A 16,824-nucleotide genomic window follows, 5' to 3' on the forward strand; every position below is an offset into this window, starting at 1 on the left:
ATTTTCTGATTAGTTTGTAAATTATCGTTTCATCGTTATATAGCAGAAATTAAAAAATCTCCTTGTCTTTTCACAAGGAGATTTTTTTAATTTCTATTCTTTTTTATCACCAATCGCAAATGTAATTTCTGCCTCACATGCAACCTCACCATCCACTGTTGCGATTGCTTTTCCTTTTCCAATCGGGCCGCGTACGCGTGTCATTTCTACTTCTAGACGAAGCTGATCACCTGGGCGTACTTGTTTTTTGAAACGGCAATTGTCGATACCTGCAAAGAAAGCAAGTCTTCCGCGGTTTTCTTCTTTCTTTAATACTGCAACTGCTCCGACTTGTGCTAATGCTTCTACAATAAGTACACCAGGCATAACTGCATAGTCAGGGAAGTGTCCGTTAAAGAATTCTTCGTTTGCGGATACATTTTTAATCCCAACCGCTCTTTTTCCTTCATCTACTTCTAATATTTTATCAACAAGTAAAAATGGATAGCGGTGAGGAATGATTTCTTTAATTTGTTCTATATTTAGCATGTAACAATCGCCCCTTTTGTAATATTGGTCTTACCACTTGGACATATTGCTATTATCCCATTTTGTTTATTATTTGTCATTACAAAGTAACATTTTATATTTAGTACGCCTTCCTAAAAAAAATGCACACACTCTATTCCATTAAAATAGTTGCACATTTTTGCAACTGACACGGAGGTGGAAAAGAGTGTATGCCCAAATTAGGGAAAGGCAATATGTATTGAAACATTATTTGCCTTAATGTCGTATTCGACTCATTATATTATAAACGTTTTCAAATAAGGAAATATTAAATTTAACCATATATATGAATATTTTACCTGTTTCCTTCATATTTCTCTATTTTCCTTCCATTTTCGCAAAAAAACAAAATAAAAAAATATAAAAACGAAAAAAAGAACTAAGGCGTCAGCCTTAGTTCTTTCAAATTATCTCAAAGCACGCTTTGGTAATCTGTCGATATTCTCTAACATAATACCTGTACCAACCGCAACGCAGTGCATTGGGTTTTCAGCAATTAATACTGGTACTTTTAGTTCTTCTGCTAGAAGCATGTCGATACCGTGTAGTAAAGCTCCACCGCCTGTTAGAATAACACCGCGGTCGATGATATCTGCAGATAATTCTGGTGGTGTGCGCTCTAGTACACCTTTTGCAGCTTGTACAATAACAGCTGCATTTTCTTTTAATGCTTCTGTAATTTCTTCAGAGCATACTGTAATTGTACGTGGTAAGCCTGTTACCATGTCACGTCCACGAATTTCAAGTTCTTCGCTACGTGCACCTGGGAATACTGTACCAACTTTAATTTTAATATCTTCTGAAGTACGTTCTCCGATTAATAGCTTATACTTACGTTTAATATAGTTTAAGATCTCCATATCAAACTTATCGCCAGCCATTTTGATAGAGGAAGAGGTAACAATATCACCCATAGATAGTACAGCGATATCTGTTGTACCTCCACCAATATCAACAACCATGTTACCGCTTGGTTGGAAGATTTCCATACCAGCACCAACTGCGGCTACTTTTGGTTCTTCTTCTAAAAATACTGTTTTACCACCTGAACGTTCAGCAGCTTCACGAATTGCTTTTTGTTCTACTGATGTAATATTTGTTGGACAACAAATTAAAATACGAGGTTTTGAAAAGAAGCTCTTTACGTCCAATTTGTTAATGAAATACTTTAACATTGCTTCTGTAATTTCGAAATCTGCTATTACACCATCTTTAAGCGGACGAATTGCTACAATATTACCAGGCGTACGTCCCACCATACTTCTCGCTTCTTCACCGACTGCTAATACTTTACCACTATTACGATCAATTGCCACAACAGATGGCTCGTTTAATACAATACCCTTACCTTTAACATGAATTAATACATTAGCCGTACCTAGGTCAATTCCGATATCTCGCGCAAACATTCCCGTTTTTTCCTCCTCGATATTCAAAATCAGGTTACACCCGAATTCTTTTCACCTAATTTCTGATTTTATCATAAATTTAACAGAAACGTAATATTCGCAAAAAGAATTCTTCTGAAAAATATTACCGAATGTGAACGGAATGTTTGCTACTGTAACATTATTGACGTACAGGCTTCTCTACATCTTCTTTTCTATACTTTTGCTTTGTTGCTTCTCCACCTCTTAAATGACGAATAGACTTATGATAATCAAGAATTTCTTTTACTTCATTTGCGAGCTCTGGATTAATCTCTGGTAGACGTTCTGTTAAATCTTTATGGACTGTACTCTTTGATACCCCAAATTCCTTTGCAATGACACGCACTGTCTTTCTTGTCTCCACGATATACTTACCAATCTTGATAGTTCTCTCTTTGATGTAATCGTGCACACCACTCGCCTCCCTAATTTGGATGTGAGAAGGGTGAAATGAGCCTCGCTGCATACGACTAAGAAGTAAGTGTGAGTGCTGTTTGTAAGCGTTAAACATTCTTGGATTTATAATGAAATGATTCACGATTTCTCACCTCAAACACTCTCTTTGCTTTGGTTTATACCATTGTATTGCCCGCACTACTGATATATGCTACATGTTCACTATTTTTGCGGACTAAGTTAAGAAAAATTACGTTTTTTTGTGAGAAATACGTTAAAACTGACTATTATGGCCAAAAAAAAATGACACCTTGTATAAAAGGCGTCATTCTTCTCGTTCCAATTCTTCTTCTAACAACTGATGGTGGGGAACCTCTTTCTTACCGGCAATATAATAATATAAAGTGAATAAAACAAACAATAAAATAATAGCAGTCGACAGAACAAATAAAAATGACACAGTATCCCCTCCCTTTTGTAATATATATTCGAGAATCTCGTCATTTTTCCTTGTTTTTGCAACTTTTTTCTCGAAATTGATTATTTTTATATAGAAATAAAAAAATCAGCTCTCCTAGTGAGAACTGATTTTTTCACTTTCTTATTCTTGTGAAGAAGAATCGTTAGATGATTCTGTAGAACCATTTGTTGATTTTTCTTCTTTCTTCGGTTCTTCTTTTTTGTCACTAGTTGAACCGCTTGTTGATTTCTCTTCTTTTTGAGACTTGTCTTCTGTTTTATTTTCTGGTTTCGTGCTCGTTGACTTCTCTTCTTTTTGAGATTTGTCATCAGCTTTTTTACCAGAAGCATTCGTAGCTTTTGCAGCACCTGCATCAGCTTTAATTTCTGTTACTGATTTATTTAAGTAACGTTCAGGATTCACAGCCACATTGTCTTTACGTACTTCAAAGTGAACGTGAGAGCCTGCCTCTTTATTCATTGCACTTAGACCGGATGTTCCTAATACTTCACCTTGTGCAACTCTTGCACCTTTTTCTACTTTCACACTGCCTAAGCTTTGATAAGATACCGCTACACCATTTCCACTATCAACTGTTACAACATAACCAAGAAGTGAATCTTTTTCAGCTTTCGTTACTGTACCACTTAAAGCAGCAGCAACATTGAATTCTTTTCCATTCTTCGCAGCAATGTCAATTCCTTTGTTTGGGGAATATGTGTTGTTATAAAAGACAAGTGCTTTTTCTTGTTCCGCCTCATTTGCTGCATCTTCATAGAATTTCTTCTGTACGACTACTTCCGCATTCGCGGCAGCTGGCATTTTCACTACTTCTGAAGATTTCGTTACTGGTACTGCTGGATCTTCCGATTGTGTATACGGTGTTGCTTGATCGTGGTTTGGAGTCTTCTTCGGATTAGCTCCTTGGAACCATAGCGCAACCATTAAGATTACCGCTGCACAAGCAATGTATAGTGCCGGAAACACCCATCTTTTTTGAAATAAATGTACTACCTTTTGCGACTTTTTATTATTTCTTCCTCGCATTCCATCATCACCTCAGCAATCATTTTGAACAATATTCACGTATCCTATACAACGCATAACTAATTACTTTTCGACAAAATCTGTAAAAATATGTATAAGAACTGTAAAATTTCCGAGGAAATGATAGAAAAAAGAAAAAACTGAGCGTTTCGGCTCAGTTTTTAGTCTAATTGTTTCTTTTTATACACAATAATACAAAGAATGATAAGACATATAGTCCAAATTGTATTGTTTAAAATATGTTCTTGAATCGCAATAAACCCTTCTCCCTTTATAACTTTTTGCAATGCCTCCATAACATGATTTGTCGGAAGAAGATTAACTACTTTTATAATAAATTCATTCTTAACCATTTCTTGTAGCATCGGCCCCATTATGAATATTATAAAAATCGGAAGCCCCAATATAGATGTTTGTGCTATATTTTGGGATAGTAAGCCAACTATAGTACCTAAAACGACACATAACAATGTTCCTATTAAAATAATAATAACTAGCATACCAATATTTCCTTTAAAAGTATCTAAAATCACTAAACTAATAAAACTAGATGCTAGTACAAAAAATACAGTTAATACACTTTTACCTAAAATAACTTCTATTGGACTTGCTGGAGACAACATCAATACTCGTAACGTGTGTTTTTCCTTCTCCTCTGCAATAATAATTGCTTGCACATAACTTCCCACCATGGTAATCGTCATTACAATAATAAAACCTGCAAAGAATTCTTTTACAGAATCCATATTACTATAGAATACAGCAAGTAGAATAGGTAATAGCGCCATTAATATAACTTGTGAGTTTTTACCTGCATCATTTATTTCTTTTCTTACAATAGCCGAAAACCGTTTCATTGAAAATGTCATTATAATCCCCTCCCAGTAACTTCAATAAAGATATCGCCTAAAGTTGGTTCGTGTGAATGAATGGATAGTAATTCTCCCTTTTTCATCCATTCTGAAATACGTTTTGCGCCTAATTCATCTTTTTGCACTACTTCTTTTTGTTTATCTTTTAATACGACCTCTATTTGATCCTTAGCGTATTGTAAGCGTAGGTTCTCTGGCGTATCAAGCGCTACAATTTCTCCGCCACAAAGGAAGGCAATACGGTTACAAAGCGTTTCTGCTTCATCCATGTTGTGAGTCGTTAAGAAAATGGTCGTTCCTTCTTCATTTAAGTCTTTTAAGATTTTATGAATGTTTTGAACGTTTACTGGATCGAGTGCAGATGTTGGTTCGTCTAAGAAGAGGATATCTGGTTTATGAAGGATTGCTCTTGCTAGTGTGACGCGTTGCTTCATTCCCTTTGATAGTTTCTTTACTGGTGTTTTTTTATCATCTAATAAATTTACTTGTGCTAGTACTTCATCGATTCGTTCTTTTTTACAATCGTATAGGTCACAAAATAATAGTAAGTTATCATAAATACTAAGTCTTTCATATAAGCCGCTGTTATCTGTTAAAATACCAATTCGTTTGTAATCGATGCTACTTGGTCCTGTAATATCTTTCCCTAATACTCTTACTGTTCCAACACTATGAAGCAATTGAGAAGTTAAAATTTTTACCGTTGTCGTCTTACCAGATCCACTCGGTCCAAGGAATCCGAAAATCTCTCCTTGCTTCACCTCAATATTTACATTTCGAAGTGCCGTTTTTCCATCGAAACTTTTCATTACATCTTTCATTTCAATTGCCAATGTCATTTCTTCATCCCCTTTGTTTTTCTTCTTTATAGATGAAAGTCGCTTTAGCGCTTTTCGTTCGTTTGTTTCGCTTTTCTTGACTCAATCATATGAAAAACAAAGGGTTTACGCAGTAAAATACCGGTAAAAGGAGTATTTTTACCGGTGAATGAATCGCATGTTAAGCTTATTGGAGCACTTTTTATAGCCCAATCACGCCTTTTAATTCATCCATGCGTCCTTTCGAAAGCGGGATTGAACTTTTTCTTTCGTCATCCAAAATTAAACTAAAACTATTACGAGTCCACGTAATCACTTCTCGTACTCTTTGTAAATTCACAAGATACGAGCGATGACATCTAAAGAAACCAAAACCTGTTAATCTTGCTTCTAGTTCACTTAATGTTAATGCACATACGAAATCACCTTCACGAACGTGAATATGCGTTACTCCGTTTTGCGTTTCAATGAAATGGATTTCCATCGGATCAAGTAAAATGATTTTATCGTTCACTTTCGCTGGTATTCTTTCTAACTTCATTTGCGGAATCATTTGAATGACTTTTTCTTCACCGACTTCTTCCACTTCCTCTTGCTCAATTTCTATCTTTTTCACACCATCGTTGTTTAATATGTATACATCCTCTGTTAACGAAAGGGCATCCGATAGAAATGATGACGTAATAAAGATTGCCTTTCCTTGCTCTTTCATTTTCATGATTGCTTTTCGAATAATAACCGTACTCTCTGTATCTACATTTTGCTCCGGTTCTTCCAAAATGATTAAATCCGGATTATGAATCATAATTCGTCCAATATGAAGACGACGCTTCTCTGAAAACGATAGTTTTTCTATTTTAACGTTTAGTTTATCTAGGAGACCAACAGACTTCACAACTTCTTCTATACTTATCTTTGATTCATAAAGCCCTATTAAAAACTTAAAGTATTCTTTCACCTTCAAACGATCATATGCCTCATCTTTCAAAAAACAAAAACCGATGCGGGAATAATTTTTCTTTCCAATTGCTTCTCCTTCAAACAATACATTGCCAGTCGACGCTTCTTCTTCACCAATAATGATGCGGTGTAACACTTTAGCTGTATGATTATTGCATTGCAAAACAATACATTGTCCTTTTTCAACCTTTAGCTCAATTTCTGGTAACTGGTTCGTCTTCCCTAACTGCTTTAACTCCAGTAGCGCCATTTCGTCTCCCCCAAATACTTTTTATCCTATTATATCAAACAATTAATGGAAAATTATTCTATTCCAAACAGAAGAAATAGGCACCAGAGTTCTGACACCTATTTCTTCACCATCAATTTTCCTTCATAATCATTCATCGTCTTTATTTCAACGCCTTTATAGTAATGAGCGACGATATCTGTATATTTCTTTCCTTCCGCTGCCATACCGTTCGCCCCGTATTGACTCATACCAACGCCGTGGCCAAAGCCTTTCGTTGTAACGATGATTTTATCTCCTTGTTGTTTCCACGTGAAATCGGAAGAACGTAAATCTAACTTTTCACGAACTTCTTTTCCTGTTAATGTTTTTCCTTGAAAAGCTACATCCTTTACGCGCTTTCCTTCCGTAAGGTCTTTAATGTTTCCAACCTTCCCGTCTGCCAGCACTTTCACACCGAGACGTTTTTGAAAATCAGCTACTGTAAATGTTTGCTCGCTCGTAAACTTTGGAGAGGCTTGATCCCACGGACTATCTACACTTTTCAAGTACGGATAATCATTTCCCCAATAATCAGCCGCATTTTCTGTCCGGCCATTACTCGTTGAAAAAAAAGATGCTGAAATTGGTTTTCCATCATATGTTAAAACTTGTCCTGCTGTTTTCGAAACGGCTTCTTCGATTTTCTTTACATTATTTTCGTAGTTATTGCCCCATTGCTTCTTCAATTCATCTTTGCTTTTGTACACTTGATCTTTCACCGTATCTGTCACGTCCGCATTATTTTTCTTTCCTCCGCTTAGCATACGTTGTACTACAAATGTTCTCGCTGCTAATGCCTGTGCCTTTAGTGCCTCTATTTCAAAACTGGCATTCATCTCAGAAGCTACTACACCGGTCACATACTCCTCCATAGGCAATGATTCTACCTTCTTCTGTTTCTCACGATATACAGCAACTTGAACCGCTGTATCTACTTTTCCTGGAGCTGGTATACTTTCTATCGCTGGAGGAGTTTTAGAGGCCGTTTCTTCCCCTACTTTTGCTTTCGCAAATGGGATAACAAGGGCTGCAGGTACAATGATAACGAGCGCTATTAAGAGCGCTACTGTAATAAAAAGTGGCTTTGAAAATTTCATCCTATTTTCCCCCAATATAAAAGCTTTACTCCATTCATTCTTATGGAACAACTCTTTCTTTTAGAACATACTTAAGGAGGAAGAGCATAAAACGTAAATTTTCTAAATATTTTTACTGGTACGTGCATAAGTATAGAATTTATTGACTATAACAGTAATAACCCAAAAAAATAGCCCCTATGTCAAAAGACATAGAGACTATTTCAATTAAGCGTGAAGATCAGAAACTTCTTGTTCTTTCACTTCTTCTACTTTTTCGTTTACACGTTCAATAGTTGCACCTAATGCAGCTAATTTCTTATGGAAATCTACATAACCACGGTCAAGATGTTTTAACTCAGTTACACGAGTATAACCTTCTGATACTAAACCAGCTAAGATTAATGCAGCTGCAGCACGTAAATCAGTTGCGCCTACTTCAGCACCTTGTAAGCTGTTTGGACCGTTCATAATAACAGAACGACCTTCAATTTTAATATCAGCATTCATACGACGGAATTCTTCAACGTGCATAAAGCGGTTTTCGAATACCGTTTCTGTAATCATGCTTGTTCCATCAGCTTGTAGTAATAATGCCATCATTTGTGATTGCATGTCTGTTGGGAAACCTGGGTGAGGCATAGTTTTAATATCAACCGCTTTTAACTTATCTGGGCCGATAACACGTACACCTTCGTTTTCCTCAATAATTTTAACACCCATTTCTTCCATTTTCGCTGTAATTGAGCGTAAATGTTCAGGTACAGCATTTTCAATTAAGATGTCTCCACCAGTAATTGCTGCTGCAACCATGAATGTTCCCGCTTCAATACGGTCAGGAATAATAGAGTGGTTTGCACCATATAATTTATCAACGCCTTCGATACGAATCGTTCCAGTTCCAGCTCCGCGTACTTTCGCTCCCATTGCATTTAAGAAGTTAGCTAAGTCAACGATTTCTGGTTCTTTCGCTGCGTTTTCAAGAATTGTTGTCCCTTTTGCTAATGTAGCTGCAGACATAATGTTTTCTGTCGCGCCTACGCTTGGGAAGTCTAAGTAGATTTTAGCTCCTTTTAGTTCTCCCTCAACATATGCCTCAACAAAACCGTTACCAACCTGTACTTTTGCTCCCATTGCTTCGAAGCCTTTTAAATGTTGGTCAATTGGACGTGAACCGATTGCACATCCACCAGGAAGTGCAATACGAGCACGACCATTACGTGCTAATAATGGTCCCATTACTTGAACAGATGCACGCATTTTACGTACATATTCAAATGGTGCTTCAATGTTTAGTTCTTTAGAAGAATCGATTGTTACTTGATTATTTTCAAATACGACTTCAGCATTTAAATGACGTAATACCTCATTAATTGTGTATACATCAGACAAAACTGGTACTTCAGATAGTACATTCTTTCCATCACTCGCTAATAGGGCTGCAGCGATTATAGGTAATACAGCATTTTTTGCGCCCTCAACACGCACTGTGCCGTTTAACCGCTTTCCGCCACGGACGATGATCTTTTCCAAATTATTCCCCTCCGTGTCCTTTTTTCAGTATCTATTCACTCAATACTCAGAAGTTATGATCGGTGTGCCAACCACAATTGTATCTTTGTTGTCTGTAGAACGTATTGCTATTTGCACATTTATTTTCTCTCTATTTGTTGAAAGAGCGTCATCCCACTTTTTATTGTATGCGGAGACTGACACAAATGCTCTTTCTTCTACTTGTTCGATCGCTCTTGCTGAAAGATCTTTCAAAACCTGATTGGTTTTATTTTGCAAAACACCTTCAATCTTATCATTCAGTACACCTTGAACACAAGTGTAAATTATAGGTTTTTCACTAAAAATTTTATTCACTTTTTGAACATACTTCGGGTCCCATTTCGCCCCACTTACTTCAAAGATAATGAAAGTGTTTTCTTTAGTATTTTCTTTACTCCAAGTTACTACTACTCGTTCTTCATGAGAAGCAAACTTTTTATAGGATGTAGCTTTATATCCATCTGGAGATTGCTCTACTTCCCACTTTTGAATATTTGCCTTGTCCTTCACATCGTTTAACAACTTTTGAAACGTATGTATATTAGAAATTGTTTTTGTTTCTCTCGCTAACCATGACCATTTTTCTACTTTAGCATCATTTTTCTCTAAAGCCTTAATCATGCTCTCCATTTTCTGTTCATCGCTTATCGGTTTCATCTCTCTATATCCAACCAAAAATAAAACAACACTAAGTGCAACAATAAGAATGGCTTTAAGCTTCAATTTCATCCCCTCCTATCCCCATTGTTAACGGAGATTTGAGGTTCTATACACTTACTTTACTAAATACGTTAAACTCTTCGAATAGCCTAAATAATCAAGGAAAAAGTTACTTACAGATGTCCCAATTGCAATTGTAATTAAGATGAGTAATACTCGCGTCTGCAGCACTTTTCCGGACTTCATTAAACGCTCAATGTGAATGCCTTGCAAAGCCCACCACGTAATGGTAATAAACAATAAATGCGAAACAATGGCAATCAGTGCTTGTTGCCCTAAAAGTTGTGCCAAAAAATCGACCCCTTTTTACTCAGCTACTACTTATGAAAGAATATAAAAACGATACCATAATAAGTAGGAGCCACACTTTTTCAAATGCAAATAGACATCTTACATTTTACATCGTGATTTTCTTTCAAAAAACGTATATCTACATTACAAGTTAACACAAAATAAAAAGCGCAGAGTACTGACTCCACACCTTTTATTTTCACTATTGTACCACGTTCCCTAAGAAGAAGAAATCTTTCATTAATGGAAAATATTCATAAAAGAAATTGTACCCAATCATCGGCATAATCCCTAGTATTACAATCGAAATTGCACAAAGACTCATAACAACCTTTATATTTAACGGTAACCGTATCCTCTCTTCTGTCTCTCCGGTGCGGAAAAACATTTGTTGTAAAATACGGAAATAATATACGAATGAAACAACTGTCGTACCCATCATAATCGAAGCTAGTACGTAATGTGCTGGCTCTACATGAAGCGCGCCTAAAAAGATGTTAATCTTTCCAATGAAGCCAGCCGTCCCTGGTATCCCGGCCAGCGATAAAATAAAGATTGTCATCATGATCGCTGCAAATGGTGATTTCTTATATAATCCGGTGAAAATCGTTATGTTTTCCTTATCGTTTTGTAAGATTAAGCCGTGGATAATGGCAAACGCGCCTATATTCATAAGCATGTATGCCAGCATATAAAACCACATGCTATCCAGCGTAAATGGTGATAATGCCACAAGTGGAACGAGCAAATACCCAGCATGCGCAATGCCTGAATAAGCAAATAAACGTTTTATGTTGTATTGTTTTAACGCGACTACATTCCCAACAATCATCGTAATACTTGCTAGCACCGCAATATATATACTCATATGCCCATATAAAGATTGCATATCTCCTTGTATTAATACACTTGCAAAAACCATAAGGAACAAACGAATAATGAGTAGGAACCCAGCAATTTTAGAAATCGTTCCAAGAAAAGCGGTAACAGGTGTAGTCGCTCCTTCATACACATCAGGTGCCCACATATGAAACGGCACTGTGGCAATTTTAAATGAGAGACCGACTAGTAATAAAAGAAATGCGAGAGCTAGCAATAACTGAATACCACTAGCGAGCTCCCCAGTGAGTACCTTTTGCATATCTACAATGTTAGTTGAACCTGTAATACCGTATAAATAACTCATTCCGAAGAGCGTAATCGCCGTTCCAATTCCTCCGCTAATGACATATTTCATTGCCGCTTCATTTGATGCACGGCTCTTTTTTCGTATTCCGACTAAAATATAAGAAGAAAGTGAAAGTAACTCCAAACCAACGAAAAGGGTAATAAAATCAACACTAGAAGCCATGAACATCGCGCCAAGAAGTGCCATTAAAAATAAGTAATAATATTCACCCTTATCTTCAATTGGATTCTTCTTATCATCGCTCATTGCGGTGCATAAAATGAGGGTTGAGGCGCCTAATAACAACGTTTTAAACCCTTTTGAAAATCCATCTAACACAAACGATCCGTTTAAAATATCTCCAGCTGGTTCGCTATATAGCGTAATTAATGACACAAGTGCTAATACAATGGCAGCGATCGCACCAAGAGCTACATATTTATGATTCAGCTTAAAAAACAAATCACATATGGAAAGAAGGATGGCGGCCCCAAGAATAATAAATTCTGGCACCATTAGATGCCACGATAAACTAAGTAACGTATTCATATCCATCCTACTTCACCCCCAATGTTTTCAATGTATTTTGAAGCGGATCCCCTAGTATCTCTGGCATAACTCCAATTGCAATAATACAAAAGATAAGTAGTAAAACAGGGACATACTCCCATCCGTGTATATCAGATTTTGCTTCCCACTCTTTCTTTCCAAATGTCACTTGAAGTGTCGCTCTTAATACATATACAGCCGTTAAAATGATGCCAATCACACCGACTGCAGCAATAACTGGCTCCCCTTGAAATAAACCGAGAAAGGCAAGAAATTCACTAACAAACCCAGACATCCCTGGTAATCCAAGCGATGCCATTCCTCCTGCTAAAAAGAATCCGCTAAGTATCGGTACACTTTTCGCAAGTCCGCCTAGCACCGTAATATCCGAAGTTCCAAATCGTTGTTCTATAACACCTAGTAAGAAGAAGAGCAAGGCTGCAATTAAACCATGTGATACAACTTGGAATAGCGCTCCCTGTGTACCAGGTGCATTAAGTGACGCAAGTCCCATTAACACAATTCCCATATGCGAAATACTAGAGTAAGCGAGGACTTTCCTAAAGTCCGTTTGGATGAGCGCTAAAAAGGCACCGTATAATAAATTAATTACGCCTAATATCGCAATTAGCGTTGCAACATCGTGAAAATATTCCGGGAATAACCCTTTCCCGAAGCGAATAATACCGTACGCTCCAATCTTTAACAAAACACCCGCATGAAGCATAACTACAGCTGGATGCGCTTCTATGTGTACATTAACCATCCAGCGGTGCAACGGAAAAACAGGTAGTTTAATTGCAAAGGCAATCATTATGGCAATAAATACACCAAGCTGCAAGCTACTTGGGATGACGAGTTCTCCCCCTGCGCTTACGCTTCTTAATATCTCTTTTAGCTCCACAATATTTGTTGTACCTGTTTTCGCGAACAAAATTGAGAAAACAATGAGCAAAATAGCTGAGCCAATACCGTTATATATTAAATAACTATAAGCAGCCTTTTCACTCGACAATTTTCCCCACTTCCCAATTAATAAAAACATTGGTGGCAACGTAATTTCAAAGAAGATAAAAAACAACATTAAATTTTGAGCAGCAAAGACGCCGAGCATCCCTATTTCTAGCATGAGTAACAGCATATAAAATGCTTTCAAATTGCTTTTAATAGAAAAGGCTGCAATTGCTGCAAGCATCGCTAGAAGAGCCGTCAGTACCATCATGACAAGCGACAAACCATCAATACCGAGCTCGTAATAAATAGAAAACCACCTTTTATCCACCGCTGTAAAATCTCCGAACTTAATCCATTTCACCTTTTCATCAAATAGTGACAAGCTCTTTCCAGAAGCATATGTACAAGCGAGGACGATGGCGATTCCAAATGGAAGTGCCGTCCCAAATAAGCCAAGCGCCCGCACTGTACGCAATTCCTTTTTCGGTGTTAATACAAGCAATAAAATTCCTAAAAGTGGGGAAAAAATGAAGAACGTTAACAACAAATCATTCATCGTAAATCCCCTCCCGTATAGAGCAAAATAATGACGAGTACAGCGAGCGAAACCGCCGTTACAGTACCGTACACTTGTACATTCCCGTTTTGAAGTTTCGAGCCAAGGTTACTTGTGCCTTTAACTACACTTGCAATTAAAACTGCAATTCCTTCGACTACATACACTTCAAATAAGCAAAGCACACGAGCGATTCCTTTCGTAATAGGGATCACCGTCATGTTGTATAGTTCATCCACATAATATTTTTCTTTCAAAAGATTATAAAGCGATGTTTCCGTACCCCCAGCCCAATCTCTAGAAATTGATTTCTTGCCATATATGAAATATGCAAGAGCGATTCCCGCAAATGAAACGAGTGTCGCAACAATCATAATCCAAACTGGTCCATGCGCTTCTTCAACCTTAAACCCTACATCTTTCGTCAACCAATCTCCGAGAAACGTCCCAAACCATGGTGTATTTATATATCCTGCCACTACTGCGAGAACGCCGAGAACAATCATTGGATACGTCATAACGCGAGGCGATTCATGCACTTCTTCCTTCGTCTTCACTTCTCCAGTAAAGACAAGAAAGTAAAGGCGGAACATATAAAACGCTGTTAAAAACGCCGCAATTACCGCTAAAGTAAATAAAACGTAATTGCCATTCATCCACGTCGCCGCTAAAATTTCATCTTTGCTGAAAAAACCGGAAAGGAGCGGAACACCGCTAATGGCAAGAGTACCTATTAAAAATAGCGTACCAGTTACTTTCATCTTCTTCTGTAAACCGCCCATTTTATTAATGTTTTGCGTATGCACAGCATGAATTACACTTCCTGCTGCCAAAAATAGTAGTGCTTTAAAAAAAGCATGTGTCGTTAAATGGAATATACCAGCTACATAACCGGCAGAACCTAACGCGAGCATCATATACCCAAGCTGGCTAACTGTAGAATAAGCAAGCACCCTCTTTATATCTGTTTGCACAAGACCGATAGAGGCCGCAAAGATTGCAGTGAAAGCTCCAACAATTGCCACTGTCTGCATCGCCACTGTACTTGCTGAAAATAGAGGGAACATCGTCGCTACTAAATATACGCCAGCTGCGACCATCGTCGCCGCGTGAATAAGTGCCGAAACGGGCGTTGGCCCCTCCATTGCATCTGGCAACCACGTATGAAGCGGGAACTGACCTGATTTCCCCATCGCCCCGATAAAAATTAATATCGCCGTTATTGTAATCATGTAAGGAGGTAGATCCCCTGTATAAATCGCCCTAAATATTGCGTCATATTCAAAACTACCTGCGTACCAAAAAATTAAAATCATCCCGATAAATAAACCAACATCCCCAATACGGGTCATAATAAAAGCCTTTTTTGCAGCAGCCTTCGCTTCTTCTTTAAAGAAATAAAAACCGATAAGTAAAAATGAGCCAAGGCCAACTAATTCCCAAAATATATAAAGCTGTAATAAATTCGTTGATATAACAAGCCCTAACATCGCAAATGTAAAGAGTCCTAAATATGCGTAAAAGGTTGGTAATCGTTCATCACCTTTCATATAACCTTTCGAATACACATGTACAAGTAGACTCACAAGCGTCACGATAAATAACATTAAAGCTCCTAATGCAGTCACTTCAAAGCCGAATGATATATCCACATCTCCAGCTCTAAGCCACACCCACTTATGCTTCACGCTTGCTTCTGAAAACCTTTCTATTAACACAAGTACCGCAAGTATAAAGGAGAGAAAGACGAAAAAAATACTAAGTACGCTGCTTCCTTCTCTAATTTTCTTCCCAAATATAATAAGTAACAAAAACGAAACGAGTGGGAAAAGCGGTATGAGCCATGCATAATCGATCATTGTTTCCTTCCCCCTTTTTCGGTCACAATGCTATCCTTTGAGCGTATCCATTTCATCCACCTGAACTGTCGTACGATTACGATATAAAGCAATTAAAATAGCGAGTCCTACCGCCGCTTCCGCTGCCGCTACAGCCATCGTAAACAGTGAGAAAATTTGACCTGTTAAATTCGGAAATAAGCCTAATTTACTAAACGCCACTAAGTTTAAATTGGCAGCATTCAGCATTAATTCGATACAAACTAATACGATTACTGTATTCCGCTTTGTTAAAGCTCCAAATAGACCGATGCAAAACAAAATAATCGCAAGTGTTAAATATGCAGAAGCTGGAACGCTACTCATTGGAACCCTCCTCTTTCTCATCCTTTTTCGCAAGTACAATCGCGCCAACGAGTGCTACAAGTAAAATAACTGAAGTTAGTTCAAATGGGATAATATATTTTGAATAGAGAAGCGTACCGATTTGAAGTGTATTGTTTTCATGGAGAGGTAAACTTCCTTGTGTGCTTTCATTTGCAAAATCAACATTATTAACAGCGAAATACATAACCGCTCCAAATGCTACAACTGCAAAGAAGATAATCCATTTTCGAAGAGTAAGACGCGATTCATTTTCCGCGTTATGTTTCGTTAACATAATGCCGAAAATCATAATAATTGTGATTGCACCAGAGTAAAGTAAAATTTGTGCAACGCCTATAAATTCGGCTGATAAAAGAAAATACAAACCTGCAATACTTAGAAATGTCAGAACGAGAGCTAGCATCATGTGCATAACTTTCGTTAAGTTCAACATAAGAACACCGCCGATAATTGCAGACAAGGATAGTATAAAGAATGCTACAAACTCGCCATTCATGCTTTATTCTCCTTCCTGACATTTTCGTCGTTTTCGTCAAGCCACTGTAAATTTTTAAATAAGTCATCACGTGAATATTCCGCGAGTTCAAAGTTATTTGTCATGACAATTGCCTCTGTCGGACAAACTTCTGTACATAAATCACAAAGAATACAAATTTCAAAATTAATATCATACGTGTCGATAATTTTTCCTTTTTTCGTAGGATCCGGATGTTTCTTTCCTGTTAACTGAATACAGTCTGTCGGACAAATGTTAGAGCACTGATTACAAACAATACATTTCTCCGGATAAAATTTTTGAATTCCTCGAAAACGGTCTGGCAACGGCAACGGTTGATTTGGATAATCATACGTTACCTTCTTCTTGCTCAAATTACTTAATGTATATTTTAATCCTTTAAATAGTCCTTTCATCTCTTACTGGCACCCC

General features: G+C 37.4%; 18 protein-coding genes. All 18 read right to left on the reverse strand.

All coding sequences use genetic code 11. The features are described from left to right. Window positions 1-93: 93 nt before the first annotated feature. The 18 genes from fabZ to nuoI all read right to left on the reverse strand — a co-directional run bounded on the left by fabZ (window position 94) and on the right by nuoI (window position 16,808). Window positions 94-528: a 3-hydroxyacyl-ACP dehydratase FabZ gene (fabZ, locus tag JFU02_RS18085; protein ID WP_000931959.1), complete on the reverse strand. Its 435-nt coding sequence runs from the start codon at window positions 526-528 to the stop codon at window positions 94-96. Window positions 529-956: 428 nt separating this feature from the next. Next, on the reverse strand, window positions 957-1,958 hold the full coding sequence (mreB, locus tag JFU02_RS18090; RefSeq protein WP_000457978.1) for a rod shape-determining protein: 1,002 nt from the start codon (window positions 1,956-1,958) through the stop codon (window positions 957-959). A gap of 160 nt (window positions 1,959-2,118) precedes the next feature. Further along, window positions 2,119-2,391 (reverse strand): sporulation transcriptional regulator SpoIIID, encoded by a 273-nt coding sequence (gene spoIIID / locus JFU02_RS18095; RefSeq protein ID WP_000544012.1) that lies wholly within the window; start codon window positions 2,389-2,391, stop codon window positions 2,119-2,121. Window positions 2,392-2,700: 309 nt separating this feature from the next. Continuing rightward, the gene (locus JFU02_RS18100) at window positions 2,701-2,835 is read right to left on the reverse strand and encodes a hypothetical protein (protein ID WP_000008903.1); all 135 of its coding nucleotides are present in this window, start codon (window positions 2,833-2,835) and stop codon (window positions 2,701-2,703) included. 141 nt (window positions 2,836-2,976) lie between these two features. Then, window positions 2,977-3,882, reverse strand: a complete 906-nt coding sequence (gene spoIIQ, locus JFU02_RS18105; RefSeq protein ID WP_061667074.1) for a stage II sporulation protein SpoIIQ — start codon at window positions 3,880-3,882, stop codon at window positions 2,977-2,979. A 161-nt stretch (window positions 3,883-4,043) separates the two neighbouring features. After that, a complete protein-coding gene (locus JFU02_RS18110) occupies window positions 4,044-4,751 on the reverse strand; it encodes an ABC transporter permease (protein ID WP_000144421.1) in 708 nt (235 codons plus the stop codon). Then, a complete protein-coding gene (locus tag JFU02_RS18115; protein ID WP_000170827.1) occupies window positions 4,751-5,593 on the reverse strand; it encodes an ABC transporter ATP-binding protein in 843 nt (280 codons plus the stop codon). Before JFU02_RS18115 ends, JFU02_RS18110 begins: the two co-directional genes overlap by 1 nt. Before the next feature lie 181 nt (window positions 5,594-5,774). Continuing rightward, a complete protein-coding gene (locus JFU02_RS18120; protein WP_201071394.1) occupies window positions 5,775-6,782 on the reverse strand; it encodes a LytTR family transcriptional regulator DNA-binding domain-containing protein in 1,008 nt (335 codons plus the stop codon). Between the two features lie 98 nt (window positions 6,783-6,880). Beyond that, window positions 6,881-7,900, reverse strand: a complete 1,020-nt coding sequence (gene spoIID / locus JFU02_RS18125) for a stage II sporulation protein D (RefSeq protein WP_000672653.1) — start codon at window positions 7,898-7,900, stop codon at window positions 6,881-6,883. Window positions 7,901-8,107: 207 nt separating this feature from the next. After that, window positions 8,108-9,412 (reverse strand): UDP-N-acetylglucosamine 1-carboxyvinyltransferase, encoded by a 1,305-nt coding sequence (gene murA / locus JFU02_RS18130; RefSeq protein WP_000411275.1) that lies wholly within the window; start codon window positions 9,410-9,412, stop codon window positions 8,108-8,110. 39 nt (window positions 9,413-9,451) lie between these two features. Beyond that, window positions 9,452-10,156, reverse strand: coding sequence for a YwmB family TATA-box binding protein (locus tag JFU02_RS18135; protein WP_000767913.1), 705 nt, complete (start codon window positions 10,154-10,156; stop codon window positions 9,452-9,454). Window positions 10,157-10,207: 51 nt separating this feature from the next. Beyond that, window positions 10,208-10,444: a DUF1146 family protein gene (locus JFU02_RS18140; RefSeq protein ID WP_000057889.1), complete on the reverse strand. Its 237-nt coding sequence runs from the start codon at window positions 10,442-10,444 to the stop codon at window positions 10,208-10,210. A gap of 202 nt (window positions 10,445-10,646) precedes the next feature. After that, window positions 10,647-12,161, reverse strand: coding sequence for an NADH-quinone oxidoreductase subunit NuoN (nuoN, locus tag JFU02_RS18145; protein WP_346588591.1), 1,515 nt, complete (start codon window positions 12,159-12,161; stop codon window positions 10,647-10,649). 7 nt (window positions 12,162-12,168) lie between these two features. Then, window positions 12,169-13,671 (reverse strand): NADH-quinone oxidoreductase subunit M, encoded by a 1,503-nt coding sequence (locus JFU02_RS18150; protein WP_000998944.1) that lies wholly within the window; start codon window positions 13,669-13,671, stop codon window positions 12,169-12,171. Further along, on the reverse strand, window positions 13,668-15,530 hold the full coding sequence (gene nuoL / locus JFU02_RS18155; protein ID WP_097888490.1) for an NADH-quinone oxidoreductase subunit L: 1,863 nt from the start codon (window positions 15,528-15,530) through the stop codon (window positions 13,668-13,670). Before nuoL ends, JFU02_RS18150 begins: the two co-directional genes overlap by 4 nt. Before the next feature lie 30 nt (window positions 15,531-15,560). Next, window positions 15,561-15,875, reverse strand: a complete 315-nt coding sequence (nuoK, locus tag JFU02_RS18160; RefSeq protein WP_000100079.1) for an NADH-quinone oxidoreductase subunit NuoK — start codon at window positions 15,873-15,875, stop codon at window positions 15,561-15,563. Next, window positions 15,868-16,392, reverse strand: a complete 525-nt coding sequence (locus JFU02_RS18165) for an NADH-quinone oxidoreductase subunit J (protein WP_001012815.1) — start codon at window positions 16,390-16,392, stop codon at window positions 15,868-15,870. The genes nuoK and JFU02_RS18165 overlap by 8 nt, the downstream gene beginning before the upstream one ends. Then, window positions 16,389-16,808 (reverse strand): NADH-quinone oxidoreductase subunit NuoI, encoded by a 420-nt coding sequence (gene nuoI, locus JFU02_RS18170; protein WP_000677191.1) that lies wholly within the window; start codon window positions 16,806-16,808, stop codon window positions 16,389-16,391. Before nuoI ends, JFU02_RS18165 begins: the two co-directional genes overlap by 4 nt. Window positions 16,809-16,824: the final 16 nt, after the last annotated feature.

It is taken from the genome of Bacillus sp. TH13, assembly GCF_016651175.1.
Lineage (GTDB): Bacteria > Bacillota > Bacilli > Bacillales > Bacillaceae_G > Bacillus_A > Bacillus_A thuringiensis_S.

Coding starts and splice junctions, on each gene's coding strand:
- mreB (WP_000457978.1), bottom strand. CDS start 1,958: ATGTTTGCGCGAGATATCGGAATTGACCTAGGTACGGCTAATGTATTA.
- JFU02_RS18150 (WP_000998944.1), bottom strand. CDS start 13,671: ATGAATGATTTGTTGTTAACGTTCTTCATTTTTTCCCCACTTTTAGGA.
- JFU02_RS18115 (WP_000170827.1), bottom strand. CDS start 5,593: ATGACATTGGCAATTGAAATGAAAGATGTAATGAAAAGTTTCGATGGA.
- spoIID (WP_000672653.1), bottom strand. CDS start 7,900: ATGAAATTTTCAAAGCCACTTTTTATTACAGTAGCGCTCTTAATAGCG.
- JFU02_RS18110 (WP_000144421.1), bottom strand. CDS start 4,751: ATGACATTTTCAATGAAACGGTTTTCGGCTATTGTAAGAAAAGAAATA.
- JFU02_RS18165 (WP_001012815.1), bottom strand. CDS start 16,392: ATGAATGGCGAGTTTGTAGCATTCTTTATACTATCCTTGTCTGCAATT.
- nuoK (WP_000100079.1), bottom strand. CDS start 15,875: ATGAGTAGCGTTCCAGCTTCTGCATATTTAACACTTGCGATTATTTTG.
- nuoN (WP_346588591.1), bottom strand. CDS start 12,161: ATGAATACGTTACTTAGTTTATCGTGGCATCTAATGGTGCCAGAATTT.
- nuoL (WP_097888490.1), bottom strand. CDS start 15,530: ATGATCGATTATGCATGGCTCATACCGCTTTTCCCACTCGTTTCGTTT.
- spoIIQ (WP_061667074.1), bottom strand. CDS start 3,882: ATGCGAGGAAGAAATAATAAAAAGTCGCAAAAGGTAGTACATTTATTT.
- JFU02_RS18120 (WP_201071394.1), bottom strand. CDS start 6,782: ATGGCGCTACTGGAGTTAAAGCAGTTAGGGAAGACGAACCAGTTACCA.
- nuoI (WP_000677191.1), bottom strand. CDS start 16,808: ATGAAAGGACTATTTAAAGGATTAAAATATACATTAAGTAATTTGAGC.
- fabZ (WP_000931959.1), bottom strand. CDS start 528: ATGCTAAATATAGAACAAATTAAAGAAATCATTCCTCACCGCTATCCA.